Below are 25,491 nucleotides of genomic sequence, written 5' to 3'. Positions count from 1 at the left end.
GAACTTTATTACTTAAACACCAAATATTAAATTTAAATAGAAAATGGACTTTTCAAATAACATTTTAGAAACAATTGGTAATACACCATTAGTAAAACTCAACAAAATTGTTGCTGAAATTGATGCGTTGGTATTAGCAAAGGTCGAGACTTTTAATCCTGGAAATTCTGTAAAAGACAGAATGGCGGTAAAAATGATTGCAGATGCAGAGGCAGATGGCAGACTACAACCTGGAGGAACCATTATTGAAGGTACTTCTGGAAATACCGGAATGGGATTAGCGCTTGTAGCAATTATTAAAGGTTACAAACTGATTTGTGTAATATCTGACAAACAGTCTAAAGAAAAAATGGATATTTTACGTGCAGTTGGGGCTAAAGTTGTAGTTTGTCCTACTGATGTTGAACCAACAGATCCACGTTCTTATTATTCAGTTTCAAAGCGTTTAGCTGAAGAAACGCCAAATTCATGGTATGTAAATCAGTACGATAATATGTCTAATTCATTAGCGCATTATGAACAAACAGGACCGGAAATCTGGAAACAAACTGATGGGAAGATTACTCATTTTGTAGTTGGAGTAGGAACAGGAGGAACTATTTCCGGAGTTGGAAAATACTTAAAAGAGCAAAACCCAAATATTAAAATTTGGGGAATTGATACCTATGGCTCAGTTTTTAAGAAATATCATGAAACTGGTATTTTTGATGAAAATGAAATCTATTCTTATATTACAGAAGGTATTGGAGAAGATATTTTACCTAAAAACGTTGATTTTTCTTTAATTGACGGATTTACAAAAGTAACCGATAAAGATGCTGCAGTTTACACCAGAAAAATTGCTCTTGAAGAAGCTATTTTTGTTGGGAATTCTGCAGGAGCTTGTATCAAAGGATTGTTACAACTTAAAGAGCATTTTAAACCGGAAGACGTTGTGGTAGTACTTTTTCACGATTCTGGAAGTCGTTATGTTGGTAAAATGTTTAATGACGACTGGATGCGTGAGCGTGGATTCCTTGAAGAAAATATAACAAAAGCCGAAGATGTTATCAAAGATCATATTGATAAAGAATTGATTGTTGTTCGCACAGAAGAATTAGTTTCACATGCAATTGAACGTATGCGTAAATATAAAATATCGCAAATTCCGGTTGTAGATATTAACGGATTTGTAGGTTCTGTTGATGAAACGGATTTGTTTAGAAGTTATGTTGCGGATAAAAATGTTGCCGAAAAACCAATTAAAGAAGTAATGGGAAAACCTTTTCCAATTGTAAAATTAGGAACTCCGATAGAAGAAGTGTCTAAATTATTTACAAAGGAAAATGATGCTGTTTTAGTAGATCTTGGAAATGGAAATCATCATATTATTACAAAGTATGATATTATTGGGTCAATAAAATAAGAGAATTTTAATAACTATATAAATCCATAAATCTAGTTTAACGACTGGATTTATGGATTTTTTATAGTTTAATATATTTAAAAATGAATTTTACTGCAATAGATTTTGAAACTGCAACTAGTTATCATCCGTGCTCTGTTGGAATTGTTACCGTAGAAAATGGAATAATTGTAGATGAGTTTGTGACTCTAATTAAGCCTCCGAAAAACGAATACAATCCATTTACAATTCGTGTTCACGGAATTTATCCAAGGGATACTGTAAATGCAAAATCCTTTTTACAAGTTTATCCGGAAATAGAAAAAAGATTGAAAAATAGAGTAGTCGTTGCGCATAATGAAAGTTTTGATCGTAATGTTTTAAGCAAATCAATGGAGCTTTACGGATTGCAATATGAAGATTTGAACATTGCAACTCGTTGGGAATGTACCGTTAAAATATATAAGGCAAAAGGTTTAAAACCTACTAAATTAAGTGATTGCTGTCGTGAAATGAAGATTCAGTTAACGCATCATGAAGCATTATCTGATGCAAGAGCGTGTGCTAAATTATATATGTTGAGATAAAATTCAATACATTTGTAAGATTAGTATTATTTTTTATTTAATTTTAGGCTTTTATAAATTAAAGTAAAAGCCAAAATGAAAGAAGATTTTCTTCACTATCTCTGGAGATTCAAAAAGTTTGACACTTTGAATCTACAAACTGCCCAAAATCAGCAAATTACTATTGTTAAAACCGGAGATTACCTTGAACTTGCTGGCCCGGATTTTTTTAATGCTCAAATTATTATAGATGCTCAAAAATGGGCAGGAAATGTTGAAATTCATTTAAAATCTTCAGATTGGTATGTACATGGACATGAGAATGATTCTGCGTACGAAAACGTAATTTTGCATGTAGTATGGGAACATGATACAGAAATATTTGGTAAAAATAATGTAGAAATTCCAGTATTAGTTCTTGCAAATTATGTCACTTCAGAGATTTTAGCCAACTATAATTCATTAGTATCGCCTAAATCATGGATATTTTGTGAGAAAAGCATTAGCTACATCGATAGTTTTATATTTAAAAATTGGCAGGAAAGATTGTTTTTTGATCGTTTAGAACGCAAATCAAAATTTATTTATGATCTTTTGGAAGAAACAAATCAAGATTGGGAAGCTGTTTTATTTTTATTATTAGCAAAGAATTTTGGTTTGAATACTAATAATAATGCTTTTTTTCAAATTGCAAAATCTATCCCGTTTTCAGTAATTAGGAAAGAAAGCTTTGAAGTGGAAAACCTTGAAGCATTACTTTTGGGCACATCAGGATTACTGGATGATGAAAAAGAAGATGTCTATTTTACAGACTTGAAAATCAGGTATTATTATCTTTTAAATAAGTATCAATTAGAAAAATGTCATGTAGATTCAGTGCAGTTTTTTAAGCATAGACCAGATAATTTTCCAACGATTCGTCTTTCGCAATTAGCAAATTTATATCAGAAACACCAAAATTTATTTTCAAGAATAATTGCTCTTAAATCAGTTAAAGATGTTTATAATTTATTAGGCGTTTCTGCTAGTTTATATTGGCAAAATCATTATCTGTTTGACAAAGAAAGCGTAAAAAAGACGAAATCATTATCAAATTCTTTCCTGGATTTAATTATCATAAATACGATAATTCCTATGCAATTTGCCTATTCAAGCATAATGGGAGAATCTGTTTCTGAAGATTTAATTACTTTTATGAACGAACTTACGCCGGAAAAAAATGCCATTATTGATAAATTTAAATCTTTTGGAATTTCTTCTAAAAGTGCATTTGATACACAAACATTATTAGAGCTTAAAAATGAATATTGCAATCATAAGTCTTGCCTAAAATGCGCATTAGGAATGGAATTGCTTAAAAGTAATTAGAAAATTAGAAGATGTCCTAGTCAGATAATTTTGTACTTTTGTTATCCTGAGTGAATGCAAAGGATAAATCAAAAATCTAAAATATGTCAGCAATTTTAAAGCTTAAGTTTTTCTTTGAGAAATATGGATTTCATGTTTCGTCACGACTTGCAGATAAGTTGGGAATGCGAGTAACAAGCGTAAGGCTATTTTTTATTTACATTTCTTTTGTTACTGCAGGTTTAGGTTTTGGAGTATATCTAACGTTAGCATTTTGGATTCGTTTAAAGGATTTAATCCGTGCAAAAAGAACATCAGTTTTTGATTTATAACCAAATTTTAAAACAAAAAAAAGATCATAAAGTAATTACTCTATGATCCTTTTTAATTTTATATAGAAAAACTATTTTTCCGGATTATTCAGTTTGCTATTTTTCTTACCATAAGTAAAGTAAAATATAACACCCAGAGCCATCCATACAAAAAGTCTTAACCAGTTTGTCCATCCTAAACCGTACATCATTGCACAACATACAACAACTCCTAAAATAGGAACAAATGGAACGAATGGAGTTTTAAATTCTCGAACCATATTTGGTTCTTTTTTTCGTAGAATTATAACAGAAATACATACAAGCACAAAGGCAAACAAAGTACCTATACTAGTCATATCTCCTACAATATCTCCAGGAATAAAAGCTGCAAATGCACCAACAATTACTAAAATTGCAAGGTTTGCTTTATATGGAGTTTTGTATTTAGGGTGAACATCACTGAAAGCTTTAGGTAATAAACCATCTTTACCCATTGCGTAAAATACTCTTGATTGTCCTAATAACATCACTAAAATTACAGAAGAAAAACCTGCAAGAATAGCAACAGTTACTAATTGTCCTAGCCATTCGTATCCAATCATATATTTATTGATAGCAAAAGCAACAGAAGCTTCTTTACCACCTGTTCTAAAATCTTCAACAGTTGCAACACCAGTTAACACGTGCGCAAAAAGAATGTATAAAAGTGTACATACAGCTAATGATCCTAAGATACCAATTGGCATTGCTTTTTTAGGGTTTTTTGTTTCCTGAGCAGCTGTACTTACAGCGTCGAAACCAATAAAAGCGAAGAAAACAGTTCCTGCAGCTCCTAATATTCCCATAATACCACCATAACTATGTCCAACTCCATGTTCATCAGTAAAGATAGATGCTGGCGGAATATAAGGTGAATGGTTTGCAGGATTTATAAAGTTCCAGCCAATTACAATTATTAAGATAACAATAGCTACTTTGACGATTACAATGATTCCGTTTACAAAAGCCGATTCCTGAATCCCTTTAATCAATAATAAACTAATAACACTAACAATAAAAAGTGCAGGAAGATTTATAATTCCATGTGTCACTTGTTGTGTTACCGGATCAACTATTTTTTGAAATGGAGAGTGAGAAAATTCAAATGGAATTGGACTCATATGGAGGACATTGACCAGTAAATTGTTGAGATATTCACTCCATGCAATTCCTACTGTTGCAGCACCTACAGCATACTCAAGTATTAAATCCCAACCAATAATCCAAGCTAAAAATTCACCCATTGTAGCATAAGTATATGTATATGCGCTACCTGAAATTGGAATTGAAGATGAAAGTTCTGCATAACATAATCCGGCTAATGCACAACCAATAGCCGCTATTATAAAGGCAATGGTTACAGATGGACCGGCATTTTGTGCCGCAGCAGTTGCAGTTCTAACAAATAATCCTGCACCAATGATGGCGCCAATACCTAAGGCGATTAATGACCAGGCGGTTAATGTTCTTTTTAATCCTTTTTCAGAATCAGCAGCTTCTGCTAAAAGCTGTGCTAATGGTTTTCTTTTCCAAATTGACATATTATTATATTGGTTTATTGTTATTAAGCTCCAAATGTATCGTTTTTTGTAAAAAATAAAAACAATTATCTCTTTTTAAGTTACAAAATATTAAAATTTATGATAAAACAGGAGGTAATCGTTCTCTAGCGCCTTACATTCATTAAATTAATAGTGCTTTATTAATGAAATATGCAATTTTTGAAATTTATATATTTATAATATTAATCTTAATAAATTAATGTTTTTCCTGTAATTTTGTCATTTAATTAAAAACGGAAAATTAAACATAAAATGAATTTTAAAGCATTTACAAAATATTTGAAGTTTACAAATCACCAGCGTACAGGAATTTTTTTACTTTTTGGGACTATAATCATATTACAAGCCGTTTACTTCTTTGTCGATTTTACTTTACTTGAAAAATCATTTCCGGAAAATGAACAATGGATGTCGTTGCAGTCAGAAATAGATGCAATGAAATTTACAAAATCAAATGAAAAACCAAAGGTCTATTCTTTCAATCCAAATTTTATTACTGATTATAAAGGATATAAATTAGGAATGTCACTTCAGGAGATAGATCGTTTATTGTCTTTTAGAAAAGAAAATAAATATGTGAGCTCCGCAAAAGAATTTCAGGAAATAACAAAAATTTCAGATTCTTTACTAAATGCTATTTCACCACTTTTTAAATTTCCGGATTGGGTTCAGAATAAATCAGGCTTTAAAACGGAAAGAAAAGAATTTGTTAAGAAAGAATTTGCTAAAAAGGAAAAAATTGTAGTTTTAGATATCAATCAGGCAAGTCAGGAAGATTTAGTGAAAATTTATGGAATTGGAGAAGCTTTATCAATAAGAATTCTAAAGCAAAAAGAAATTTTAGGATGTTTTGTTTCAATGGAACAAATGAACGATGTTTGGGGACTTTCGCCAGAAGTTATTTATGAATTAAATACACATTTTAAGGCTGTAATACCTTCAACCTTTAAAAAAATAGCCATAAATGAGGCCCCTTTAAAAGAGTTATCGCAGTTTTCATATTTCAGATATGCGCTGGCAAAACAAATTGTAATTTATAGAAGCATGAATGGAAATATTAATAATATTGAGGATTTGTCAAAAATTAAAGGTTTTCCTGTTGATAAAGCAAAAATAATTAGTTTATATTTGGAGTTCTAAAACAAAAGCAGTTAACAATGAATTTTGATTATAACGAAACGCAGTCGATGATTGCACAATCTATAAAAGATTTTGCCGAAAAAAATATCAGACCTAATATAATGGAATGGGATGAGGCTCAAATTTTTCCAGTTGACCTATTTAAGAAATTAGGCGAAATGGGATTTATGGGAGTTTTGGTTCCTGAAGAATATGGAGGTTCAGGATTAGGTTATCATGAATATATTACCGTTGTTGAAGAGATTTCAAAAGTAGATCCATCAATTGGCTTATCTGTTGCAGCTCATAATTCATTATGTACCAATCATATTTTAACTTTTGGAAATGAAGAACAAAAGAAAAAATGGTTGCCAAAATTAGCCACAGCCGAACATATTGGAGCTTGGGGCTTAACCGAGCACAATACAGGTTCTGATGCAGGCGGTATGAATACAACAGCGGTTAAAGATGGTGATGAGTGGATTGTAAACGGAGCTAAAAACTTTATCACACATGCTATTTCCGGAGATATTGCTGTGGTAATTGTGCGTACCGGAGAAAAAGGAGATTCTAAAGGAATGACAGCTTTTGTATTTGAAAAAGGAATGAAAGGATTTACCTCAGGTAAAAAAGAAAATAAACTAGGAATGCGTGCCAGTGAAACTGCAGAATTAGTCTTTGATAATTGCCGTGTACCTGACGCAAATAGATTAGGAGAAGTTGGACAAGGATTTGTGCAGGCGATGAAAATATTAGACGGAGGTCGAATTTCAATTGGCGCTTTGTCATTAGGAATTGCAAAAGGTGCTTATGAAGCTGCACTAAAGTATTCAAAAGAAAGACATCAGTTTGGACAGCCAATTAGTAGCTTCCAGGGAATTTCATTTAAATTAGCTGATATGGCTACTGAAATTGAAGCTTCAGAATTATTGCTTCACAAGGCTGCATTTTTAAAGCAACAGCATAAACCAGTTACAACACTTGGCGCGATGGCAAAAATGTATGCTTCAGAAGTATGTGTAAAAGTAGCAAACGAAGCCGTGCAAATTCACGGTGGTTACGGCTACACAAAAGATTATCCCGTAGAGAAATTCTACAGAGATTCTAAGTTGTGTACAATAGGCGAAGGAACTACCGAGATTCAAAAGTTAGTTATTTCCAGAAATCTGCTAAAGGAGTAAAATAATATATTGGGCGTGCCCATAAAAACAACAGCCATTTAGCAAACGTTAAGTGGCTTTTATTTTACGGCCGGGCTTTTCTCTCCAAACGAAGCTCACTGAACTCCAATTAAAATAAATATTAAGTGAAGTAATCTTTTTATTTTTAAAGAAAACTAAAAATAATTTTCGTTTCAATCCCGCACGCACTCTTGGTTATGATATTAGGTTTATTGAATGAATAAGTTTTTTTAAATAAAGAGGTAGTGATAAGAGTAGGTTTACGATCAAAGTTAGTTGTAAAATAAGGTCTTAGCTCTTTTTTCTACATTCTTTTTTCTTTCCTCAAAAATAATTCATAATTCATAACTCATAATTCATAATTTATACATACTTTTGCACCCTTAACGAAAGGGGGTGTCTATATTATGTTAATTATACCAATTAAAGACGGAGAAAATATCGATAGAGCATTAAAGCGCTATAAAAGAAAATTTGATAAAACAGGAACTGTTCGTCAACTAAGAGCGCGTACTGCTTTTATTAAGCCTTCTGTTAAAAATAGAATCAAAATTCAAAAAGCAGCTTACATTCAAAACATGAAAGATGGTTTAGAAAGTTAGTATATAGCTTGTCAAAAATAATTACCGTTAGTTGTCAAAATTTGACACTAACGGTTTTTTTATGCTTAATTTTGAGGTAAATAATATTCTCTATTAGGCAGAATAGAAATTACTTATTCTTATGAAATCAAATAAAGAAGCATTTCGTGATTATCTTCAGCTCGAAAAAAAATATTCAGCACATACAGTTAATGCTTATTTAAATGATATTTTATTCTTCGAAATATTCAATAAGGATAATTTTGAACAGGAAAATATAGAGATGGCAAACTATAGTCAGATTAGAAGTTGGATTGTTTCGCTTGTTGATCAGGATATTTCCAATGTTTCTATAAATAGAAAAATGTCTTCTTTAAAAGCATTTTATAAATTTCTATTAAAAACAAAGCAAATTGAAGTTAGTCCAATGTTGAAACATAAGGCATTGAAAACGCCTAAAATTGTACAGATTCCATTTTCAGAAAAAGAATTGACAGATTTAATGCAGGAGTTTGAGAATCCATCGGGTTTTGAAGAAGTAAGAAATAAGTTAATTGTAGATTTATTTTACACTACAGGGATGCGTAGGGCAGAGTTAATACATTTAATGAAGTATAATGTAGATTTGTCGTCAAATGTTGTTAAGGTGTTAGGGAAAAGAAATAAAGAGCGTATTATTCCAGTTCTGCCAATTGTTACTGATCAATTTAATTTATATCTTAAGGAAAGAGCTTCTGTTGAAAAGATAGTTGATGAAGATTATTTTTTTATTTCTGTAAAAGGGTTAAAATTGAGTGAATCTTTTGTGTATCGATTAATAAATTCTTACTTTAGTAAAGTCTCTGAAAAAGTAAAAAAAAGTCCGCATGTGCTCAGGCATACTTTTGCGACCCACTTATTAAATAAAGGAGCAGATTTAAATTCAGTTAAAGAATTATTAGGACATTCAAGTTTGGCGTCTACGCAAGTTTATACCCATAATAGTTTAGCAGAGCTTAAAAAAGTATATACAAATGCGCATCCTAGAAATAAATAATAATTCTGAAATGTTTAACCCTAAAATTTGTATTATGAAGGTAGATGTTCATGCAGTTAACTTTACTGTTGACCGAAAATTGGTAGATTTTATTCAGGAAAGAATGGATAAATTAGAAAAATATTACGATCGGGTTGTCTCGGCCGACATTTTTTTAAAAGTCGAAAGAACAAGTGATAAGGAGAATAAGGCAGTAGAGATAAAGATTAATGTTCCTGGAGATGATTTTTTGGTTAAAAAACAATGTAAAACATTTGAAGAGGCTATTGAGCTTTCGGCAGAATCTTTAGAGCGTGTATTGGTGAAAAGGAAAGAAAAAATAAGAGCACACATATAATTGAAAATTTTTTTAAAAAAATGTTTTGATTCAAAGATAAAATAGCTACATTTGCAGTCCGTTAGAAATAGCGGACTTTTTTATTGATATTGCCAGCGTAGCTCAGTTGGCTAGAGCAGCTGATTTGTAATCAGCAGGTCGTGGGTTCGAGTCCCTCCGCCGGCTCTAAATATTTCAAATGCGATTTGAAATTGTTCATGCAATTATTGATAAAAAAGGGGAGATACTCAAGCGGCCAACGAGGGCAGACTGTAAATCTGCTGTGTGAACTTCGCAGGTTCGAATCCTGCTCTCCCCACAAAAAAAAAGAAGTTAAGGTTAGGGCGTAGATTTCAGGTTTTAAATCTAAATCTATAAATGCAATCTAAATCAGAACTCTCTGCCGACTTAGCTCAGAGGTAGAGTGCTTCCTTGGTAAGGAAGAGGTCACGGGTTCAATTCCCGTAGTTGGCTCAAGTAAGTAGGAAATTGAAAATTAATATATAACTAAGATTAAAAATTAAGTAAAATGGCAAAGGAGAATTTTAATCGTTCCAAACCGCACTTAAACATAGGTACAATTGGACACGTGGATCACGGAAAAACTACATTAACTGCAGCAATTACAAAAGTATTGTCTGATGCTGGTTACTGTCAAGCAAAATCTTTTGATCAAATCGATAACGCTCCAGAGGAGAAAGAAAGAGGTATTACTATTAATACATCACACGTAGAGTATGAAACAGCTAATCGTCATTACGCTCACGTTGACTGTCCAGGTCACGCGGATTACGTAAAGAACATGGTTACTGGTGCTGCTCAAATGGATGGAGCTATCTTAGTAGTTGCTGCTACAGATGGTCCAATGCCACAAACTCGTGAGCACATCCTTTTAGGTCGCCAGGTTGGTATTCCTAGAATGGTAGTTTTCATGAACAAAGTTGACATGGTTGATGACGCTGAGTTATTAGAGCTTGTTGAAATGGAAATTAGAGATTTGTTATCTTTCTACGAATATGATGGAGATAATGGTCCTGTTGTTCAAGGTTCTGCTTTAGGAGGATTGAATAATGATCCTGCTTGGGTTCCTAAAATTATTGAATTGATGGAAGCTGTAGATTCTTGGATCGAAGAGCCAGTTCGTGATACTGCAAAACCATTCTTGATGCCAGTTGAGGATGTATTTACAATTACTGGTCGTGGAACTGTTGCTACAGGTCGTATCGAAACTGGTATTGCTAATACAGGTGATGCTGTTGAAATTATTGGTATGGGAGCTGATAAATTAACTTCTACTATTACAGGAGTTGAGATGTTCCGTAAAATCCTTGACAGAGGAGAAGCTGGAGATAACGTAGGTTTGTTGTTAAGAGGTGTTGATAAAGAATCTATCAAAAGAGGAATGGTTATCATTAAGCCAGGATCAGTAAAACCACACGCTACTTTCAAAGCTGAGGTTTATATCTTGAAAAAAGAAGAAGGTGGACGTCATACTCCATTCCATAATAACTACCGTCCACAGTTCTACGTACGTACAACTGACGTAACAGGGGTTATTACTTTACCAGAAGGAGTAGAGATGGTAATGCCAGGAGATAACTTGACTATCAATGTTGCTTTATTAAGCCCAATCGCAATGAGCGTAGGTTTACGTTTCGCTATCCGTGAAGGTGGTAGAACAGTAGGAGCAGGTCAGGTGACTGAAATCGTAGGATAATCCTATAAAAATTATAAAAGCCAGTTGGTTTTCTTAACTGAAATCACTGGCTTTAATTACGGGCGTAGTTCAAGGGTAGAATAGCGGTCTCCAAAACCGTTGATGGGGGTTCGAATCCCTCCGCCCGTGCAATAAAAAATATATCAAATGACAAAAGTTACGAATTATTTATCAGAGGCTTTCGAAGAGTTAAAGTCAAATGTTACTTGGCCTGCTTGGGCTGAGGTTCAAAAATTGACAATTGTTGTGGCTGTATTTTCAGTTTTATTCGCCTTGGCAACATGGGGAGTAGACGAATTTTTTGCAAAAGCTTTGGCTGGATTTTTTAACTGGTTAAAAGGATAAATTTTTTGTGATGGCAGATAATAATGTGAAAAAATGGTACGTAGTTAGAGCTGTAAGCGGACAAGAGAATAAAGTCAAAGCTTACATCGAAACTGAGATTGCCAGACTAGGTATGGGTGATTACGTTTCCCAAGTTTTAGTGCCTACAGAAAAAGTAGTTACTGTAAAAGAAGGAAAGAAAATGTCTAAGGATAAAGTTTATTTCCCTGGATATGTTATGATCGAAGCTAACTTGGTTGGTGAGATACCTCATATTATTAAATCAATTACTAGTGTAATTGGATTTTTGGGGGAGATCAAAGGTGGGGAACCTGTTCCTTTGAGACTTTCTGAAGTAAATCGTATGTTAGGTAAAGTGGATGAGTTAGCTGTTAATACTGATACTCGTGCTATTCCTTTCAGTTTAGGTGAAACTATAAAAGTGATCGACGGTCCTTTTAATGGTTTTAACGGAACGGTTGAAAAAATCAATGATGAAAAGCGTAAACTTGAAGTAATGGTTAAGATTTTCGGAAGAAAAACTCCATTAGAATTGAGTTTTATGCAAGTTGAAAAAGTATAATTTTTGTTACATCTATAATAACCACTATAATCGCTTCCAATGATTATGGTGTTAAATTTTTTAAAAAATGGCTAAAGAAATTAGTAAGGTAGTTAAACTACAAGTTAAGGGAGGTGCTGCGAATCCATCGCCACCGGTTGGACCTGCTTTAGGAGCTGCTGGGGTTAATATCATGGAGTTCTGTAAGCAGTTCAATGCTAGAACACAAGATAAACCTGGCAAAATATGCCCAGTGCAAATTACTGTGTATAAAGACAAATCATTTGATTTTGTTGTAAAAACTCCTCCGGCTGCTGTCCAATTATTGGAAGCTGCAAAGCTAAAGTCTGGATCAGGTGAACCAAATCGTAAAAAAGTAGCTAGCGTTACTTGGGACGTTATCAAAGCAATTGCTGAAGATAAAATGGTAGATTTAAATGCATTCACAATCGAATCTGCAATGAGCATGATCGCTGGAACTGCTAGATCTATGGGTATAACTGTATCAGGAGATGCTCCTTTTTAATTAAGAGAAAGAAATGGCAAAATTAACAAAAAAGCAAAAAGAGGCTGCTTCAAAAATTGAAAAGAATAAACTATACTCTTTAAAAGATGCAGCTGCATTAATTAAAGTTATAGCTTCTGCAAAATTTGATGAGTCTGTTGATATCGCAGTTCGTTTGGGTGTAGATCCAAGAAAAGCGAATCAAATGGTTAGAGGTGTGGTTACATTACCTCACGGAACAGGTAAAGACGTTAAAGTATTAGCATTAGTTACTCCAGATAAAGAAGCAGAAGCTTTAGCTGCTGGAGCTGATTATGTAGGTCTTGACGATTACTTACAAAAAATTAAAGATGGTTGGACAGATGTTGATGTTATCATCACTATGCCAGCTGTTATGGGTAAATTAGGTCCATTAGGTCGTATTTTAGGACCTAGAGGTTTAATGCCAAACCCTAAGACAGGTACTGTAACTATGGATGTTGCAAAAGCTGTTGCAGAGGTTAAAGCTGGTAAAATTGACTTTAAAGTTGATAAAACTGGTATCGTACATGCAGGAATTGGTAAAGTTTCTTTTGGAGCTGAGCAAATTTATGACAATGCACACGAAATTATTCAAACATTAATCAAACTTAAACCAACTGCTGCTAAAGGTACCTACATTAAAGGTATTCACCTTACAAGCACTATGAGTCCTGCAATTGCATTGGACCCTAAAGCAGTATAATTGGTAGTTAATAATTTTTAGTATGACTAGAGAAGAAAAATCAATCGCGATTGAAGATTTAACTGCACAGTTAGCTGGTACAAATATTATTTATGTATCTGATATTTCTGGATTAAACGCAGAAACGACTTCAAACTTGAGAAGAGCTTGTTACAAAGCAGGTATTAAATTAGAGGTTGTAAAAAATACTTTGCTTGCAAAAGCAATGGAAGCTTCTGCTAATGACTATGGTGATTTACCTTCAGTATTGACTGGTAATAGTGCTATATTTATTTCAGATGTTGCAAATGCACCTGGAAAAATAATTAAAGATTTCAGAAAAAAATCGGCTAAACCTGTATTAAAAGGAGCTTACATTAATTCTGAAATTTATATTGGAGATGATCAATTAGATGCATTAGCAACTATTAAATCTAAAGAAGAACTTCTTGGAGAACTTATTGGATTATTGCAATCACCAGCACAAAGAGTTATCTCTGCTTTACAAAACCAATTCGCAAAAAGCGAAGAGGCTGAGACTGAAGCATAATAACAAATGCAGGGAATTTTATTTCCTTGCTGCTTAAATAGCGCACAATAAATAAATTATATTTTACAAATCATTTTAAACGATAGAAAAAATGGCAGATTTGAAACAATTCGCAGAACAATTAGTTAACTTAACAGTTAAAGAAGTTAACGAATTAGCAACAATATTAAAAGACGAGTATGGTATCGAGCCTGCTGCTGCAGCTGTTGTAGTTGCTGCTGGTGGTGGAGAAGGTGCTGCTGAAGAAGCACAAACTGAATTTACAGTTGTATTAAAAGAAGCTGGTGCTTCTAAATTAGCAGTTGTAAAATTAGTTAAAGAACTTACAGGTTTAGGTTTGAAAGAAGCTAAAGATGTAGTTGACGGTGCTCCAAGTAACGTTAAAGAAGGTGTTTCTAAAGAAGAGGCTGAAGGTCTTAAAAAATCATTAGAAGAAGCTGGAGCTGTAGTTGAACTTAAATAAGTTTAATCAGTTTTAAGAACTAGGTTTAGGTCTTGAGGTAACTCATGACCTAAACCATTTTTCGTATAATAAAATATATCAAGTTTTATTATCAAATAGTTTAAAATACGAAAAAGTTTTTGATCAATACGAAGAAAAAAAATTGACCAATTTTACCCGGTTATTTTTAAAGATGTATTGATTATAAAAAGAAGGTATAAATTAGACAATGTGTTTTTACACAAAAAACTACTTTTTTTTAATCAAAATTTTGTCCATTGATGATAACAAATCAGACTGAAAGATTGAATTTTGCCTCTACAAAAAATATTCCTGACTATCCGGATTTTCTAGATGTTCAGGTTAAATCTTTTAAAGATTTTTTTCAATTAGAAACTAAATCTGACGAAAGAGGCAACGAAGGGTTGTACAACACCTTCATGGAAAACTTTCCAATTACAGATACAAGAAATAACTTTGTATTGGAGTTCCTAGATTATTTTGTTGATCCACCACGTTATACAATTCAAGAATGTATAGAGAGAGGTCTTACTTATAGTGTGCCTTTAAAAGCCAGGTTAAAACTATACTGTACAGATCCAGAACACGAAGATTTTGAAACTATTGTACAAGATGTATATCTTGGAACAATACCTTATATGACTCCAAGCGGTACTTTTGTTATCAATGGTGCTGAGCGTGTGGTAGTATCTCAACTACACCGTTCTCCTGGGGTTTTCTTTGGACAATCATTCCACGCAAATGGAACAAAACTTTATTCTGCCAGAGTAATTCCTTTTAAAGGATCCTGGATAGAATTTTCTACAGATATCAACAGCGTAATGTATGCTTATATCGATAGAAAGAAAAAATTACCGGTTACAACTTTATTCCGTGCAATTGGATTCGAAAGAGATAAGGATATCCTTGAGATTTTTGATCTTGCTGAAGAAATTAAAGTTTCCAAAACTGGTATTAAAAAATATATTGGAAGAAGACTTGCTGCACGTGTATTGAACACTTGGCACGAGGATTTCGTTGATGAAGATACTGGTGAAGTAGTTTCTATCGAACGTAACGAAATCATCCTTGATAGAGATACAATTATCGACAAAGATAATGTTGAAGAAATCATCGATTCAAACGTTAAATCTATTTTGTTACATAAAGAAGATAATAACCAGGCAGACTATGGTATTATTCACAATACGTTACAAAAAGATCCAACAAACTCTGAAAAAGAAGCTGTAGAGCATATTTACCGTCAGTTGCGTAACGCTGAACCGCCTGATGAGGAAACTGCTCGTGGTATTATAGATAAATTGTTCTTCTCTGATCAACGTTATAACTTAGGTGAAGTTGGTCGTTATAGAATGAACAAAAAACTTGGTTTAGATATCCCAATGGAAAAGCAAGTGCTTACCAAAGAAGATATCATTACCATTGTAAAATATTTGATCGAATTAATTAACTCTAAAGCTGAGATTGATGATATTGATCACTTATCAAATCGTCGTGTTAGAACAGTTGGAGAACAATTGTCTCAACAATTCGGTGTTGGTTTAGCACGTATGGCTAGAACTATCCGTGAGAGAATGAACGTTAGAGATAACGAGGTGTTTACACCAATTGATTTGATTAATGCTAAAACATTATCATCAGTTATCAACTCTTTCTTTGGTACTAACCAGTTATCTCAATTTATGGATCAAACGAATCCACTAGCTGAGATTACACACAAGAGAAGATTATCTGCACTTGGACCTGGTGGACTTTCGAGAGAGAGAGCTGGTTTTGAGGTTCGTGACGTTCACTATACACACTATGGTCGTTTATGTCCGATTGAAACTCCAGAGGGACCAAACATTGGTTTGATTTCATCTCTTGGTGTTTATGCAAAAGTTAACGGAATGGGTTTCATCGAAACTCCTTACCGTAAAGTTACAGATGGTGTAGTTGATTTAGTAAGTACACCTATCTATTTAAGTGCTGAAGAAGAAGAAGGAAAAATGATTGCTCAGGCAAACATTGAAATGGATGCAACAGGTAAAATTACAGCTAGTAATGTAATTGCGCGTGAGGAAGGTGACTTCCCGGTTGTTGAACCTTCTGCAGTACATTATACAGACGTTGCTCCTAACCAGATTGCTTCGATTTCGGCTTCATTAATTCCTTTCCTGGAACATGATGATGCGAATAGAGCCTTGATGGGATCTAACATGATGCGTCAGGCGGTTCCTTTGATCCGTCCGGAAGCACCAATTGTTGGTACAGGTTTAGAGCGTCAAGTAGCTTCAGATTCGAGAGTATTGATTAATGCTGAAGGAGATGGAACTGTAGAATATGTTGATGCTAACATCATTACTATCAAATACGACCGTACTGAAGAAGAAAGAATGGTTAGTTTTGATGCTGATGAAAAAACATACAACTTAATTAAATTTAGAAAAACCAATCAAGGAACAAGTATTAACCTGAAACCAATCGTAAGAAAAGGTGACAGAGTAATTCTTGGACAAGTATTATCAGAAGGATATGCTACTCAAAATGGTGAATTAGCTTTAGGTAGAAACTTAAAAGTTGCGTTCATGCCATGGAAAGGGTATAACTTTGAGGATGCGATTGTAATTTCTGAAAAAGTAGTTCGTGATGATATTTTTACTTCTATCCACGTTGATGATTATTCATTAGAGGTTAGAGATACTAAGTTAGGAAATGAAGAGTTAACAAACGATATTCCTAACGTTTCTGAAGAAGCTACTAAAGATTTGGATGAAAACGGTATGATCAGAATTGGAGCAGAGGTTAAACCTGGCGACATTCTAATCGGAAAAATTACACCAAAGGGAGAATCAGATCCTACTCCGGAAGAGAAATTGCTTCGTGCAATCTTCGGGGATAAAGCAGGTGATGTAAAAGACGCTTCATTAAAAGCTTCTCCATCTTTACACGGTGTAGTTCTTGACAAAAAATTATTTGCAAGAGCCGTAAAAGATAAACGTAAACGTACTCAGGATAAAGATGCTTTAGGCGCTTTAGAAATGGAATTCGAAACTAAATTTGTTGAATTAAAAGACAGATTGGTTGAGAAATTGTTCCTGATCGTTAACGGAAAAACATCTCAAGGTGTAATGAATGATTTGGGTGAAGAAGTTTTACCAAAAGGTAAAAAATATACTCAAAAAATGCTTTACGCAGTAGAAGATTTTGCTCACTTAAGCAAAGGTCAATGGGTTGCTGATGACGCTACAAATAAAATGGTTAATGATTTAATTCATAACTATAAAATTAAGCTGAACGACTTACAAGGATCTTTAAGAAGAGAAAAATTCACTATTACAGTTGGTGATGAATTACCATCTGGAATCTTGAAATTGGCGAAAATTTATATTGCTAAAAAACGTAAGTTGAAAGTAGGGGATAAAATGGCAGGACGTCACGGTAACAAAGGTATTGTTGCAAGAATCGTTCGTCATGAAGATATGCCTTTCCTTGAAGACGGAACACCGGTTGATATCGTATTGAATCCACTTGGGGTACCTTCACGTATGAACATTGGTCAGATTTATGAAACTGTTCTTGGATGGGCTGGACAAAATTTAGGTAGAAAATTTGCTACTCCAATTTTTGATGGTGCTTCACTAGATCAAATTAATGAATTAACTGATGAGGCTGGAGTACCACGTTTCGGACATACTTATCTTTATGATGGTGGTACTGGAGAGCGTTTCCATCAAGCAGCGACTGTGGGTGTAATTTACATGCTTAAATTAGGACACATGGTTGATGATAAGATGCACGCACGTTCTATCGGACCATACTCGTTGATTACTCAACAACCACTTGGAGGTAAAGCTCAATTTGGAGGTCAGCGTTTTGGAGAGATGGAGGTTTGGGCACTTGAAGCTTATGGAGCATCAAGTACACTGCGTGAAATCTTGACAGTTAAGTCGGATGACGTTATTGGTAGAGCTAAAACTTACGAGGCTATCGTTAAGGGTGAGTCTATGCCAGAACCAGGATTACCTGAATCATTCAATGTATTAATGCATGAATTAAAAGGTCTTGGACTTGACATTCGTTTAGAAGAATAAATAAAGTTTTCAGTTACAGTCTCAGTATTCAGTTCAACACTGGAAGCTGAGACTGAAGCTGTTTATTAAAATAAAAGTTTTTAGGATTTATACCCGTAACCCGTTCCGATTTTTTATTTAAACCTTTAAGGTTTTGTAATTAGCACTTTAACATTGAAGTTTAGAGAAGTAATCCGTGGTAGTGTTAAGTCAATAGTTTGAAAGTCCAAAGTCCAAAGTCATTCGTGACTTTAAAAACTTTATGACATTTGACTTTAGACTAAAACGAAAATCAATTTTTTAATTGCAGATAAATCAATAGTAAAAACTATGATGAATAATAGAAATAATAATAAAGATAAAAATCCTATAAAAAGATTTAACAAAATCTCGATAGGATTAGCTTCACCTGAATCTATTTTAAAAGAGTCAAGAGGAGAGGTTTTGAAACCAGAAACTATCAACTACAGAACTCACAAACCAGAACGTGACGGACTTTTTTGCGAAAGAATCTTCGGACCTGTTAAGGATTTTGAATGTGCTTGTGGTAAATATAAAAGAATTCGTTACAAAGGTATCATCTGTGACCGTTGTGGTGTTGAAGTTACTGAGAAAAAAGTACGTCGTGACAGAGTAGGACACATCAACCTTGTTGTGCCTATTGCTCACATCTGGTATTTCCGTTCTCTTCCAAACAAAATTGGTTATATCCTTGGTCTTCCATCTAAGAAATTAGATATGATCATTTACTACGAAAGATATGTAGTAATTCAAGCTGGTATCGCTAAAAATGCAGATGGAGAATCATTACAAAGATTAGATTTCTTAACTGAAGAAGAATATTTGAATATTTTAGATACTCTTCCGCAAGAAAATCAATATTTAGATGATATGGATCCTAATAAATTTGTTGCCAAAATGGGAGCAGAGTGTATTATGGATTTATTAGCTCGTATCGACTTAGATGAGTTGTCTTACCAATTGAGACACAGTGCTAATAACGAAACATCTAAACAACGTAAAACTGAAGCTTTAAAAAGATTACAAGTTGTTGAGTCTTTCCGTGAGTCTAACTTAAACCGCGAAAATCGTCCAGAATGGATGATTATGAAAGTGGTTCCTGTTATTCCACCAGAATTACGTCCTCTTGTACCACTTGATGGAGGTCGTTTTGCAACTTCAGATTTAAATGATTTATACCGTCGTGTAATCATCCGTAACAACCGTTTGAAAAGATTAATGGAGATTAAAGCTCCAGAAGTTATCTTGAGAAACGAAAAACGTATGTTGCAGGAATCTGTAGATTCATTATTTGATAACACTCGTAAAGCTTCTGCTGTTAAAACAGAATCTAACAGACCATTAAAATCATTATCTGATTCCTTAAAAGGTAAGCAAGGACGTTTCCGTCAAAACTTACTTGGAAAACGTGTGGATTATTCTGCTCGTTCGGTAATTGTTGTTGGTCCAGAATTAAAATTATTCGAATGCGGATTGCCAAAAGATATGGCATCTGAGTTATACAAGCCTTTCGTTATCCGTAAATTGATTGAAAGAGGTATTGTAAAAACAGTAAAATCTGCTAAGAAAATTATAGACAAAAAAGAGCCTGTAGTTTGGGATATCCTTGAAAATGTAATTAAAGGTCACCCAGTATTACTTAACCGTGCTCCTACTTTACACAGACTTGGTATTCAAGCTTTCCAACCAAAATTAATTGAAGGAAAAGCGATCCAATTGCACCCATTAGTATGTACGGCTTTCAACGCCGATTTTGATGGGGATCAAATGGCGGTTCACTTACCATTAGGACCAGAGGCTATTTTAGAAGCACAATTATTAATGTTGGCTTCTCACAATATCCTTAACCCTGCAAATGGTGCGCCAATTACTGTACCTTCTCAGGATATGGTCTTGGGTCTATATTATATGACCAAAGAACGTATCTCAACTCCAGAACATGTAATCTTAGGTCAAGACTTAATTTTCTATTCTGCTGAAGAAGTAAATATTGCATTAAACGAAGGAAGATTAGAATTGAATGCTCGTGTGAAAATTAGAGCAAAAGATTTTAATGAGACTGGAGAATTAGTGTACAAAATTATTCAAACAACTGCAGGACGTGTATTATTTAACGAAGTAGTACCTGAAGCAGCCGGATATATCAATGATGTATTGACTAAGAAAAACCTTAGAGATATTATTGGACACATTTTAAGTGTAACTAATGTACCTACTACGGCAGCTTTCTTGGATAATATGAAAGATATGGGTTATAAATTTGCATTTAGAGGAGGTTTATCATTCTCTTTAGGTGATATTAGAATTCCAGAACAAAAAACACAATTAATTGCAGATGCCAGAGAGCAAGTTGAAGGTATTTCTGTGAATTATAACATGGGTCTTATTACTAATAACGAGCGTTACAACCAAGTTATTGATGTATGGACTTCGGCAAATGCTCAATTAACAGAATTAGCAATGAAAAATATTAGAGAAGACCAACAAGGTTTCAACTCTGTATATATGATGCTTGACTCTGGAGCGAGGGGTTCTAAGGAACAGATTCGTCAGTTAACTGGTATGCGTGGTTTGATGGCTAAGCCTAAAAAATCTACTGCCGGTGGTGGAGAAATTATTGAGAACCCGATTCTTTCTAACTTTAAGGAAGGTCTTTCGATCCTTGAGTATTTCATTTCTACTCACGGTGCTCGTAAAGGACTTGCGGATACGGCTCTTAAAACTGCCGATGCCGGATACTTGACAAGAAGGCTTCATGACGTATCACAAGATGTTATTGTAAACATCGAAGATTGTGGTACTCTTAGAGGTGTTGAAGTTTCTGCTTTGAAGAAAAATGAGGAAATTGTTGAATCTTTAGGAGAAAGAATTTTAGGACGTGTTGCATTGCAAGATGTTATTAATCCTCTTACTAATGAAGTTCTTGTTCAATCAGGTCACCAAATTACTGAAGCAATCATGAGAGTTATTGAAGCTTCTCCGATTGAAAGAGTAGAGGTTAGATCTCCATTAACTTGTGAAGCTTTAAAAGGTATCTGTGCTAAATGTTACGGTAGAAACTTAGCTACTGGAAAAATGACACAAAGAGGTGAAGCTGTAGGAGTTATTGCAGCTCAATCTATTGGAGAGCCAGGTACACAGTTAACACTTCGTACTTTCCACGTTGGAGGGGTTGCGGGAGGTATTTCTGAAGAATCTAGTATTGTTACAAGATTTAACGGTAGACTTGAGATTGAAGATTTAAAAACTGTAAAAGGTGAGGATAGTGAAGGTAATGCGGTAGATATCGTAGTATCACGTTCAACTGAATTAAAATTAGTTGACGAGAAAACTGGAATCGTTTTAAATACACACAATATTCCTTACGGATCTAGTATTTTCGTTAAGGATGGTGAAATAGTTACTAAAGGATCTACTATTTGTAAATGGGATCCATATAATGGTGTAATTGTTTCTGAATTTACTGGTAAGATTGCTTACGAAGATTTAGAACAAGGACAATCGTTCATGGTTGAAATCGATGAGCAAACAGGATTCCAGGAAAAAGTAATTTCTGAAGCCAGAAATAAAAAATTAATTCCAACTTTATTGGTTTACGGTAAAGAAGGCGAATTGATTCGTTCGTATAACTTACCAGTAGGAGCCCACCTTATGGTTGAGAATGGAGAGAAAATTAAAGCAGGTAAAGTATTGGTTAAAATTCCACGTCGTTCTTCTAAAGCAGGAGATATTACAGGAGGTTTACCAAGAATTACTGAGTTGCTTGAGGCTCGTAACCCTTCAAACCCAGCGGTTGTTTCTGAAATTGACGGTGTTGTTTCTTTTGGAAAAATCAAAAGAGGTAACCGTGAAATTGTTATCGAATCTAAATTTGGTGAGATTAAAAAGTATTTAGTTAAACTTTCAAGCCAAATCTTAGTACAGGAAAATGACTTCGTAAGAGCAGGAGTACCATTGTCTGACGGTGCAATTACACCAGATGATATTTTAAGAATTCAAGGTCCGGCTGCTGTTCAACAGTACTTGGTAAATGAAATTCAAGAGGTATACCGTTTACAAGGGGTAAAAATTAATGACAAGCACTTTGAGGTAGTTATTCGTCAAATGATGCGTAAAGTAAGAGTTCAAGATCCAGGAGATACATTATTCCTAGAAGATCAATTAATTCACACTAAAGATTTTATCGTTCAAAATGATAAATTATATGGTATGAAAGTAGTTGAAGACGCTGGAGATTCTGCGGTATTGAAACCAGGTCAGATTATTTCGCCTCGTGATTTACGTGATGAAAATTCATTACTTAAACGTAATGATAAAAATCTAGTTGTAGCTAGAGATGTAATTACTGCAACTGCAACGCCAGTTTTACAAGGTATTACAAGAGCTTCGCTACAAACTAAATCATTCATCTCTGCTGCTTCATTCCAGGAAACAACAAAAGTACTTAACGAAGCTGCAGTAGCTGGTAAAGTAGATAATCTGGAAGGATTGAAAGAAAATGTAATTGTTGGACACAGAATTCCTGCGGGAACTGGTATGAGAGAATACGATAATACAATCGTAGGATCGAAAGATGATTACAATGAAATGATGGCTAATAAAGAAGAATATATCTATTAATTAGGAAACTATGAGTAATCCGAAACAACAACAGGAGCAAATTAATATTGAGTTAGACGAAACTATCGCAGAAGGAATTTATTCTAATCTTGCGATTATCAACCACTCATCATCAGAGTTTGTTTTAGATTTTGTGAGTATTATGCCAGGTATTCCTAAAGCCAAGGTAAAGTCAAGAATTGTCCTGACACCACAACATGCTAAAAGATTATTAAAAGCAATTGGAGAAAACATTCATCGTTTTGAAGCCGCTCATGGCGAAATCAAAGAGACTGAACAAGCACCAATACCGCTTAATTTTGGTCCGGCAGGACAAGCATAAAAATAAGAAAGCCCCATTTATAATGGGGCTTTTTTTATTTAACAAAAACAACTAATTGCAATTCATCTGATTTAATTTACTTTTGTCGATTAAATTTTTTGTTATCAATCTATTATTCTAAATTGTTATCTCCTAATAAAATAGGATTAATTTTTGGAATATAATAACTTGTTAAGGTTGGTTTAATTCAAATTATAAAAAAGCGCTAATGTATCATTAGCGCTTTTTTTGGTCTTTAGAAAAAATTAGATACATACTTGTATAAAGATCAATTTGCTTAATGATGACTTTAATTTAATATTGGTTCAGAATTAGAGAATTATTTCACTGAATCTGATTATTACCTAAAGAAATAAACTTTTTTGTTTGTAAAGTTTATTTTACATCTTAAAAATCTTTGTTCTTTTAGCAAATATTAATTTAATTATTTTATAATAAATTCGCGATTTTTTATTTATTGATTTTCTCTAAGTGATTGTTAATTAGTTGAATGTGGTTTTAGTTAGGGAAGGTAACCATTTTTGAATTGTCTTTTTAGTATTACAAAAGTGATTTTATACTACATATCCTTAAACTCGCGCTAACGTTTTTTGCATGTTAAAATATTATATTTACTTTCTTATATATGTTAAAGTCAATGTTTGTTTTGCGGTTAAATCATTAAAAATGGGAAAAAACTTAAAAATTTCAATTGTGTTGTTATTTTCTGGACTGGCACTTAGTTTTGCCAATACTCATCTTTCAATTTTAATAGTATGCTTGAGCATCGTTCCTTTATTTGTTTTACTAAATGAAAGTTCAAAAAGACGATCCGCTTCTATGGGCTTTTTGTTCGGTCTTGGAATTGGATTGGGCTTATTCTTTTGGATGATAAAGGGAATTAATCATTATACAGGAAACGGGTTTCTTTATGGAATTTTTGTTTATCTTATCAGTAGTATTTTTTTAGGTCTTTATTTCTCATTAGTTTCTTTTATTACTAGTACTATTTATATAAAAAACACAAAATCAAGTAATTCATTATTTTTAAATAGATTTTGCATAGCAGCAGTATGGACAGTTTTAGAATCATGTTTAGCATTTGCTTTGGAATCTTTTCCACTACATTATTTTAGAATTGGCTTTCCTTTCGTTACAAATATTTATTTTGTTCAACTATCAAGTATGGGTGGATTAGCTTTATTAAGTTTTTTTACAGTTTTAATAAACCTTTGCTTAGCCGAATTTTACATGCAAAAAAAGAAACTTTATCTCATATATAGTTTATCTATTTTGTCCTTAATGTTTGTAATAGGAAGTATTTGTTATTATAGTTACTCACCTGTGCTTGCAGGAAAATCTTTTAAAGTTGCTATAGTTTCAGACAATACGAATCCGGAAACAAAATGGAATAGTGAGAACGGAAATGCTTTTGCCAATAAATATTTTCAGTTATGTAAAGATGCAACAGATCTTCAACCTGATTTTATTATTTGGCCTGAGACTGCATTGCCTTGGACTTATACTCCTGATGACGATTTACTAAAAGAAATTATAAGGATAAGCAATACCCAAAATATTACTCATGTTATTGGCATTAATAATGAAAGCAGCGTAGATAAAGCACTTTATAATTCAGTTTTTTATATTGATAAACACAATAAAGTAAATGGAATTTATAGCAAACAGATTCTATTAAAAGGAATAGAAGAGCCTTTAGGAAAGTATTTAGTTCCTTTTTTAAGTCAGGAAGGTTTTGTTTTATCAAAAGGTAAAAATCAAAAGCCAGTTCAAACAAATTTTGGAAAAGCCGGGAATTTAATTTGCAATGAAGTTGTTTCTGAGAATTGCGGATTAGAACAAGTGAAAAATGGTGCTAATTTTTTGTTCAATTTCAGTAATGATGGTTGGTTTAAAGATAATTACATTTCAGATCTTCATTTATATTATGCACGATTACAAGCTGTAGAAAATCGTAAAGATATAGCCGTTGCTAATAATTGCGGTATTAACGCCATAATAAATAGTAGCGGTTCTATTATTTCTGAAAAAAAAGATACAAGTACTACGTTGGTTTTTGGATCTATCCAACCTAATAACAATTTATCATTATTTACGAAGTATCCATTCTTGTTTAATATACTTCTTATACTATTTATATTATTTTATCTAACCTATTTAAAACCTAAAACTATAAGAACGGACATAAATGAAAAATTTTAAGAACA

The 25,491-nt window shown here is 33.4% G+C and carries 21 protein-coding genes and 4 tRNA genes; 24 read left to right on the top strand and 1 reads right to left on the bottom strand.

Translation table 11 applies throughout. The features are described 5' to 3' along the window. Positions 1 to 43: 43 nt before the first annotated feature. The 4 genes from KHA90_RS15290 to KHA90_RS15275 all read left to right on the top strand — a co-directional run bounded on the left by KHA90_RS15290 (position 44) and on the right by KHA90_RS15275 (position 3,629). Entirely contained in the window at positions 44 to 1,405 is a 1,362-nt protein-coding gene (locus KHA90_RS15290) for a pyridoxal-phosphate dependent enzyme (RefSeq protein WP_213302167.1), read from the top strand. Between the two features lie 83 nt (positions 1,406 to 1,488). Beyond that, a complete protein-coding gene (locus tag KHA90_RS15285; protein WP_213302164.1) occupies positions 1,489 to 1,971 on the top strand; it encodes a 3'-5' exonuclease in 483 nt (160 codons plus the stop codon). Between the two features lie 75 nt (positions 1,972 to 2,046). Beyond that, positions 2,047 to 3,318 carry a DUF2851 family protein gene (locus tag KHA90_RS15280; protein WP_213302161.1) on the top strand — a complete coding sequence of 424 codons (1,272 nt, stop codon included), beginning with the start codon at positions 2,047 to 2,049 and terminating at the stop codon, positions 3,316 to 3,318. Between the two features lie 83 nt (positions 3,319 to 3,401). Continuing rightward, positions 3,402 to 3,629, top strand: a complete 228-nt coding sequence (locus KHA90_RS15275; RefSeq protein ID WP_007810860.1) for a PspC family transcriptional regulator — start codon at positions 3,402 to 3,404, stop codon at positions 3,627 to 3,629. 71 nt (positions 3,630 to 3,700) lie between these two features. Here KHA90_RS15275 and KHA90_RS15270 read toward each other — a convergent pair whose 3' ends face one another. Next, on the bottom strand, positions 3,701 to 5,191 hold the full coding sequence (locus KHA90_RS15270; protein WP_213302158.1) for an amino acid permease: 1,491 nt from the start codon (positions 5,189 to 5,191) through the stop codon (positions 3,701 to 3,703). A 273-nt stretch (positions 5,192 to 5,464) separates the two neighbouring features. Between KHA90_RS15270 and KHA90_RS15265 the strand changes: the two genes are divergently transcribed. The 20 genes from KHA90_RS15265 to lnt all read left to right on the top strand — a co-directional run bounded on the left by KHA90_RS15265 (position 5,465) and on the right by lnt (position 25,486). Then, positions 5,465 to 6,352, top strand: coding sequence for a ComEA family DNA-binding protein (locus KHA90_RS15265; RefSeq protein WP_213302155.1), 888 nt, complete (start codon positions 5,465 to 5,467; stop codon positions 6,350 to 6,352). A 17-nt stretch (positions 6,353 to 6,369) separates the two neighbouring features. Continuing rightward, positions 6,370 to 7,512 (top strand): acyl-CoA dehydrogenase family protein, encoded by a 1,143-nt coding sequence (locus tag KHA90_RS15260; protein WP_213302152.1) that lies wholly within the window; start codon positions 6,370 to 6,372, stop codon positions 7,510 to 7,512. Between the two features lie 407 nt (positions 7,513 to 7,919). Beyond that, on the top strand, positions 7,920 to 8,114 hold the full coding sequence (gene rpsU, locus KHA90_RS15255) for a 30S ribosomal protein S21 (protein ID WP_072959426.1): 195 nt from the start codon (positions 7,920 to 7,922) through the stop codon (positions 8,112 to 8,114). Between the two features lie 121 nt (positions 8,115 to 8,235). Beyond that, positions 8,236 to 9,129 carry a tyrosine-type recombinase/integrase gene (locus KHA90_RS15250; protein ID WP_213302149.1) on the top strand — a complete coding sequence of 298 codons (894 nt, stop codon included), beginning with the start codon at positions 8,236 to 8,238 and terminating at the stop codon, positions 9,127 to 9,129. A 34-nt stretch (positions 9,130 to 9,163) separates the two neighbouring features. Continuing rightward, entirely contained in the window at positions 9,164 to 9,466 is a 303-nt protein-coding gene (gene hpf, locus KHA90_RS15245; protein WP_213302146.1) for a ribosome hibernation-promoting factor, HPF/YfiA family, read from the top strand. A 91-nt stretch (positions 9,467 to 9,557) separates the two neighbouring features. Further along, positions 9,558 to 9,631 (top strand) — tRNA-Thr (locus KHA90_RS15240). A 52-nt stretch (positions 9,632 to 9,683) separates the two neighbouring features. After that, a tRNA-Tyr gene (locus tag KHA90_RS15235) sits at positions 9,684 to 9,764 on the top strand. A gap of 83 nt (positions 9,765 to 9,847) precedes the next feature. Beyond that, positions 9,848 to 9,919, top strand: a tRNA-Thr gene (locus KHA90_RS15230). Between the two features lie 55 nt (positions 9,920 to 9,974). Further along, positions 9,975 to 11,162, top strand: a complete 1,188-nt coding sequence (tuf, locus tag KHA90_RS15225; protein WP_089481524.1) for an elongation factor Tu — start codon at positions 9,975 to 9,977, stop codon at positions 11,160 to 11,162. 58 nt (positions 11,163 to 11,220) lie between these two features. After that, positions 11,221 to 11,291 (top strand) — tRNA-Trp (locus KHA90_RS15220). A gap of 18 nt (positions 11,292 to 11,309) precedes the next feature. Then, positions 11,310 to 11,507, top strand: a complete 198-nt coding sequence (gene secE / locus KHA90_RS15215) for a preprotein translocase subunit SecE (RefSeq protein ID WP_041517377.1) — start codon at positions 11,310 to 11,312, stop codon at positions 11,505 to 11,507. Positions 11,508 to 11,517: 10 nt separating this feature from the next. After that, entirely contained in the window at positions 11,518 to 12,069 is a 552-nt protein-coding gene (gene nusG, locus KHA90_RS15210; protein WP_213302144.1) for a transcription termination/antitermination protein NusG, read from the top strand. A 67-nt stretch (positions 12,070 to 12,136) separates the two neighbouring features. Next, positions 12,137 to 12,574 (top strand): 50S ribosomal protein L11, encoded by a 438-nt coding sequence (gene rplK / locus KHA90_RS15205; protein ID WP_007807442.1) that lies wholly within the window; start codon positions 12,137 to 12,139, stop codon positions 12,572 to 12,574. A gap of 13 nt (positions 12,575 to 12,587) precedes the next feature. Continuing rightward, positions 12,588 to 13,277, top strand: coding sequence for a 50S ribosomal protein L1 (gene rplA, locus KHA90_RS15200; protein ID WP_072944426.1), 690 nt, complete (start codon positions 12,588 to 12,590; stop codon positions 13,275 to 13,277). 22 nt (positions 13,278 to 13,299) lie between these two features. Continuing rightward, on the top strand, positions 13,300 to 13,806 hold the full coding sequence (gene rplJ / locus KHA90_RS15195) for a 50S ribosomal protein L10 (protein WP_140509145.1): 507 nt from the start codon (positions 13,300 to 13,302) through the stop codon (positions 13,804 to 13,806). A 91-nt stretch (positions 13,807 to 13,897) separates the two neighbouring features. Further along, on the top strand, positions 13,898 to 14,269 hold the full coding sequence (gene rplL / locus KHA90_RS15190) for a 50S ribosomal protein L7/L12 (RefSeq protein WP_007807437.1): 372 nt from the start codon (positions 13,898 to 13,900) through the stop codon (positions 14,267 to 14,269). Between the two features lie 260 nt (positions 14,270 to 14,529). Beyond that, positions 14,530 to 18,342, top strand: a complete 3,813-nt coding sequence (gene rpoB / locus KHA90_RS15185) for a DNA-directed RNA polymerase subunit beta (RefSeq protein WP_213302140.1) — start codon at positions 14,530 to 14,532, stop codon at positions 18,340 to 18,342. A 309-nt stretch (positions 18,343 to 18,651) separates the two neighbouring features. Then, positions 18,652 to 22,962 (top strand): DNA-directed RNA polymerase subunit beta', encoded by a 4,311-nt coding sequence (gene rpoC / locus KHA90_RS15180; RefSeq protein ID WP_213302137.1) that lies wholly within the window; start codon positions 18,652 to 18,654, stop codon positions 22,960 to 22,962. 10 nt (positions 22,963 to 22,972) lie between these two features. Further along, on the top strand, positions 22,973 to 23,284 hold the full coding sequence (locus tag KHA90_RS15175; RefSeq protein WP_072959407.1) for a DUF3467 domain-containing protein: 312 nt from the start codon (positions 22,973 to 22,975) through the stop codon (positions 23,282 to 23,284). A 666-nt stretch (positions 23,285 to 23,950) separates the two neighbouring features. Then, positions 23,951 to 25,486 carry an apolipoprotein N-acyltransferase gene (gene lnt / locus KHA90_RS15170; RefSeq protein ID WP_213302134.1) on the top strand — a complete coding sequence of 512 codons (1,536 nt, stop codon included), beginning with the start codon at positions 23,951 to 23,953 and terminating at the stop codon, positions 25,484 to 25,486. Positions 25,487 to 25,491: the final 5 nt, after the last annotated feature.

Origin of the sequence: Flavobacterium psychroterrae, from assembly GCF_018380615.1 — a bacterium.
Taxonomy (GTDB): Bacteria; Bacteroidota; Bacteroidia; order Flavobacteriales; family Flavobacteriaceae; genus Flavobacterium; species Flavobacterium psychroterrae.
This window is presented reverse-complemented; position numbering and strand designations above follow the sequence as displayed.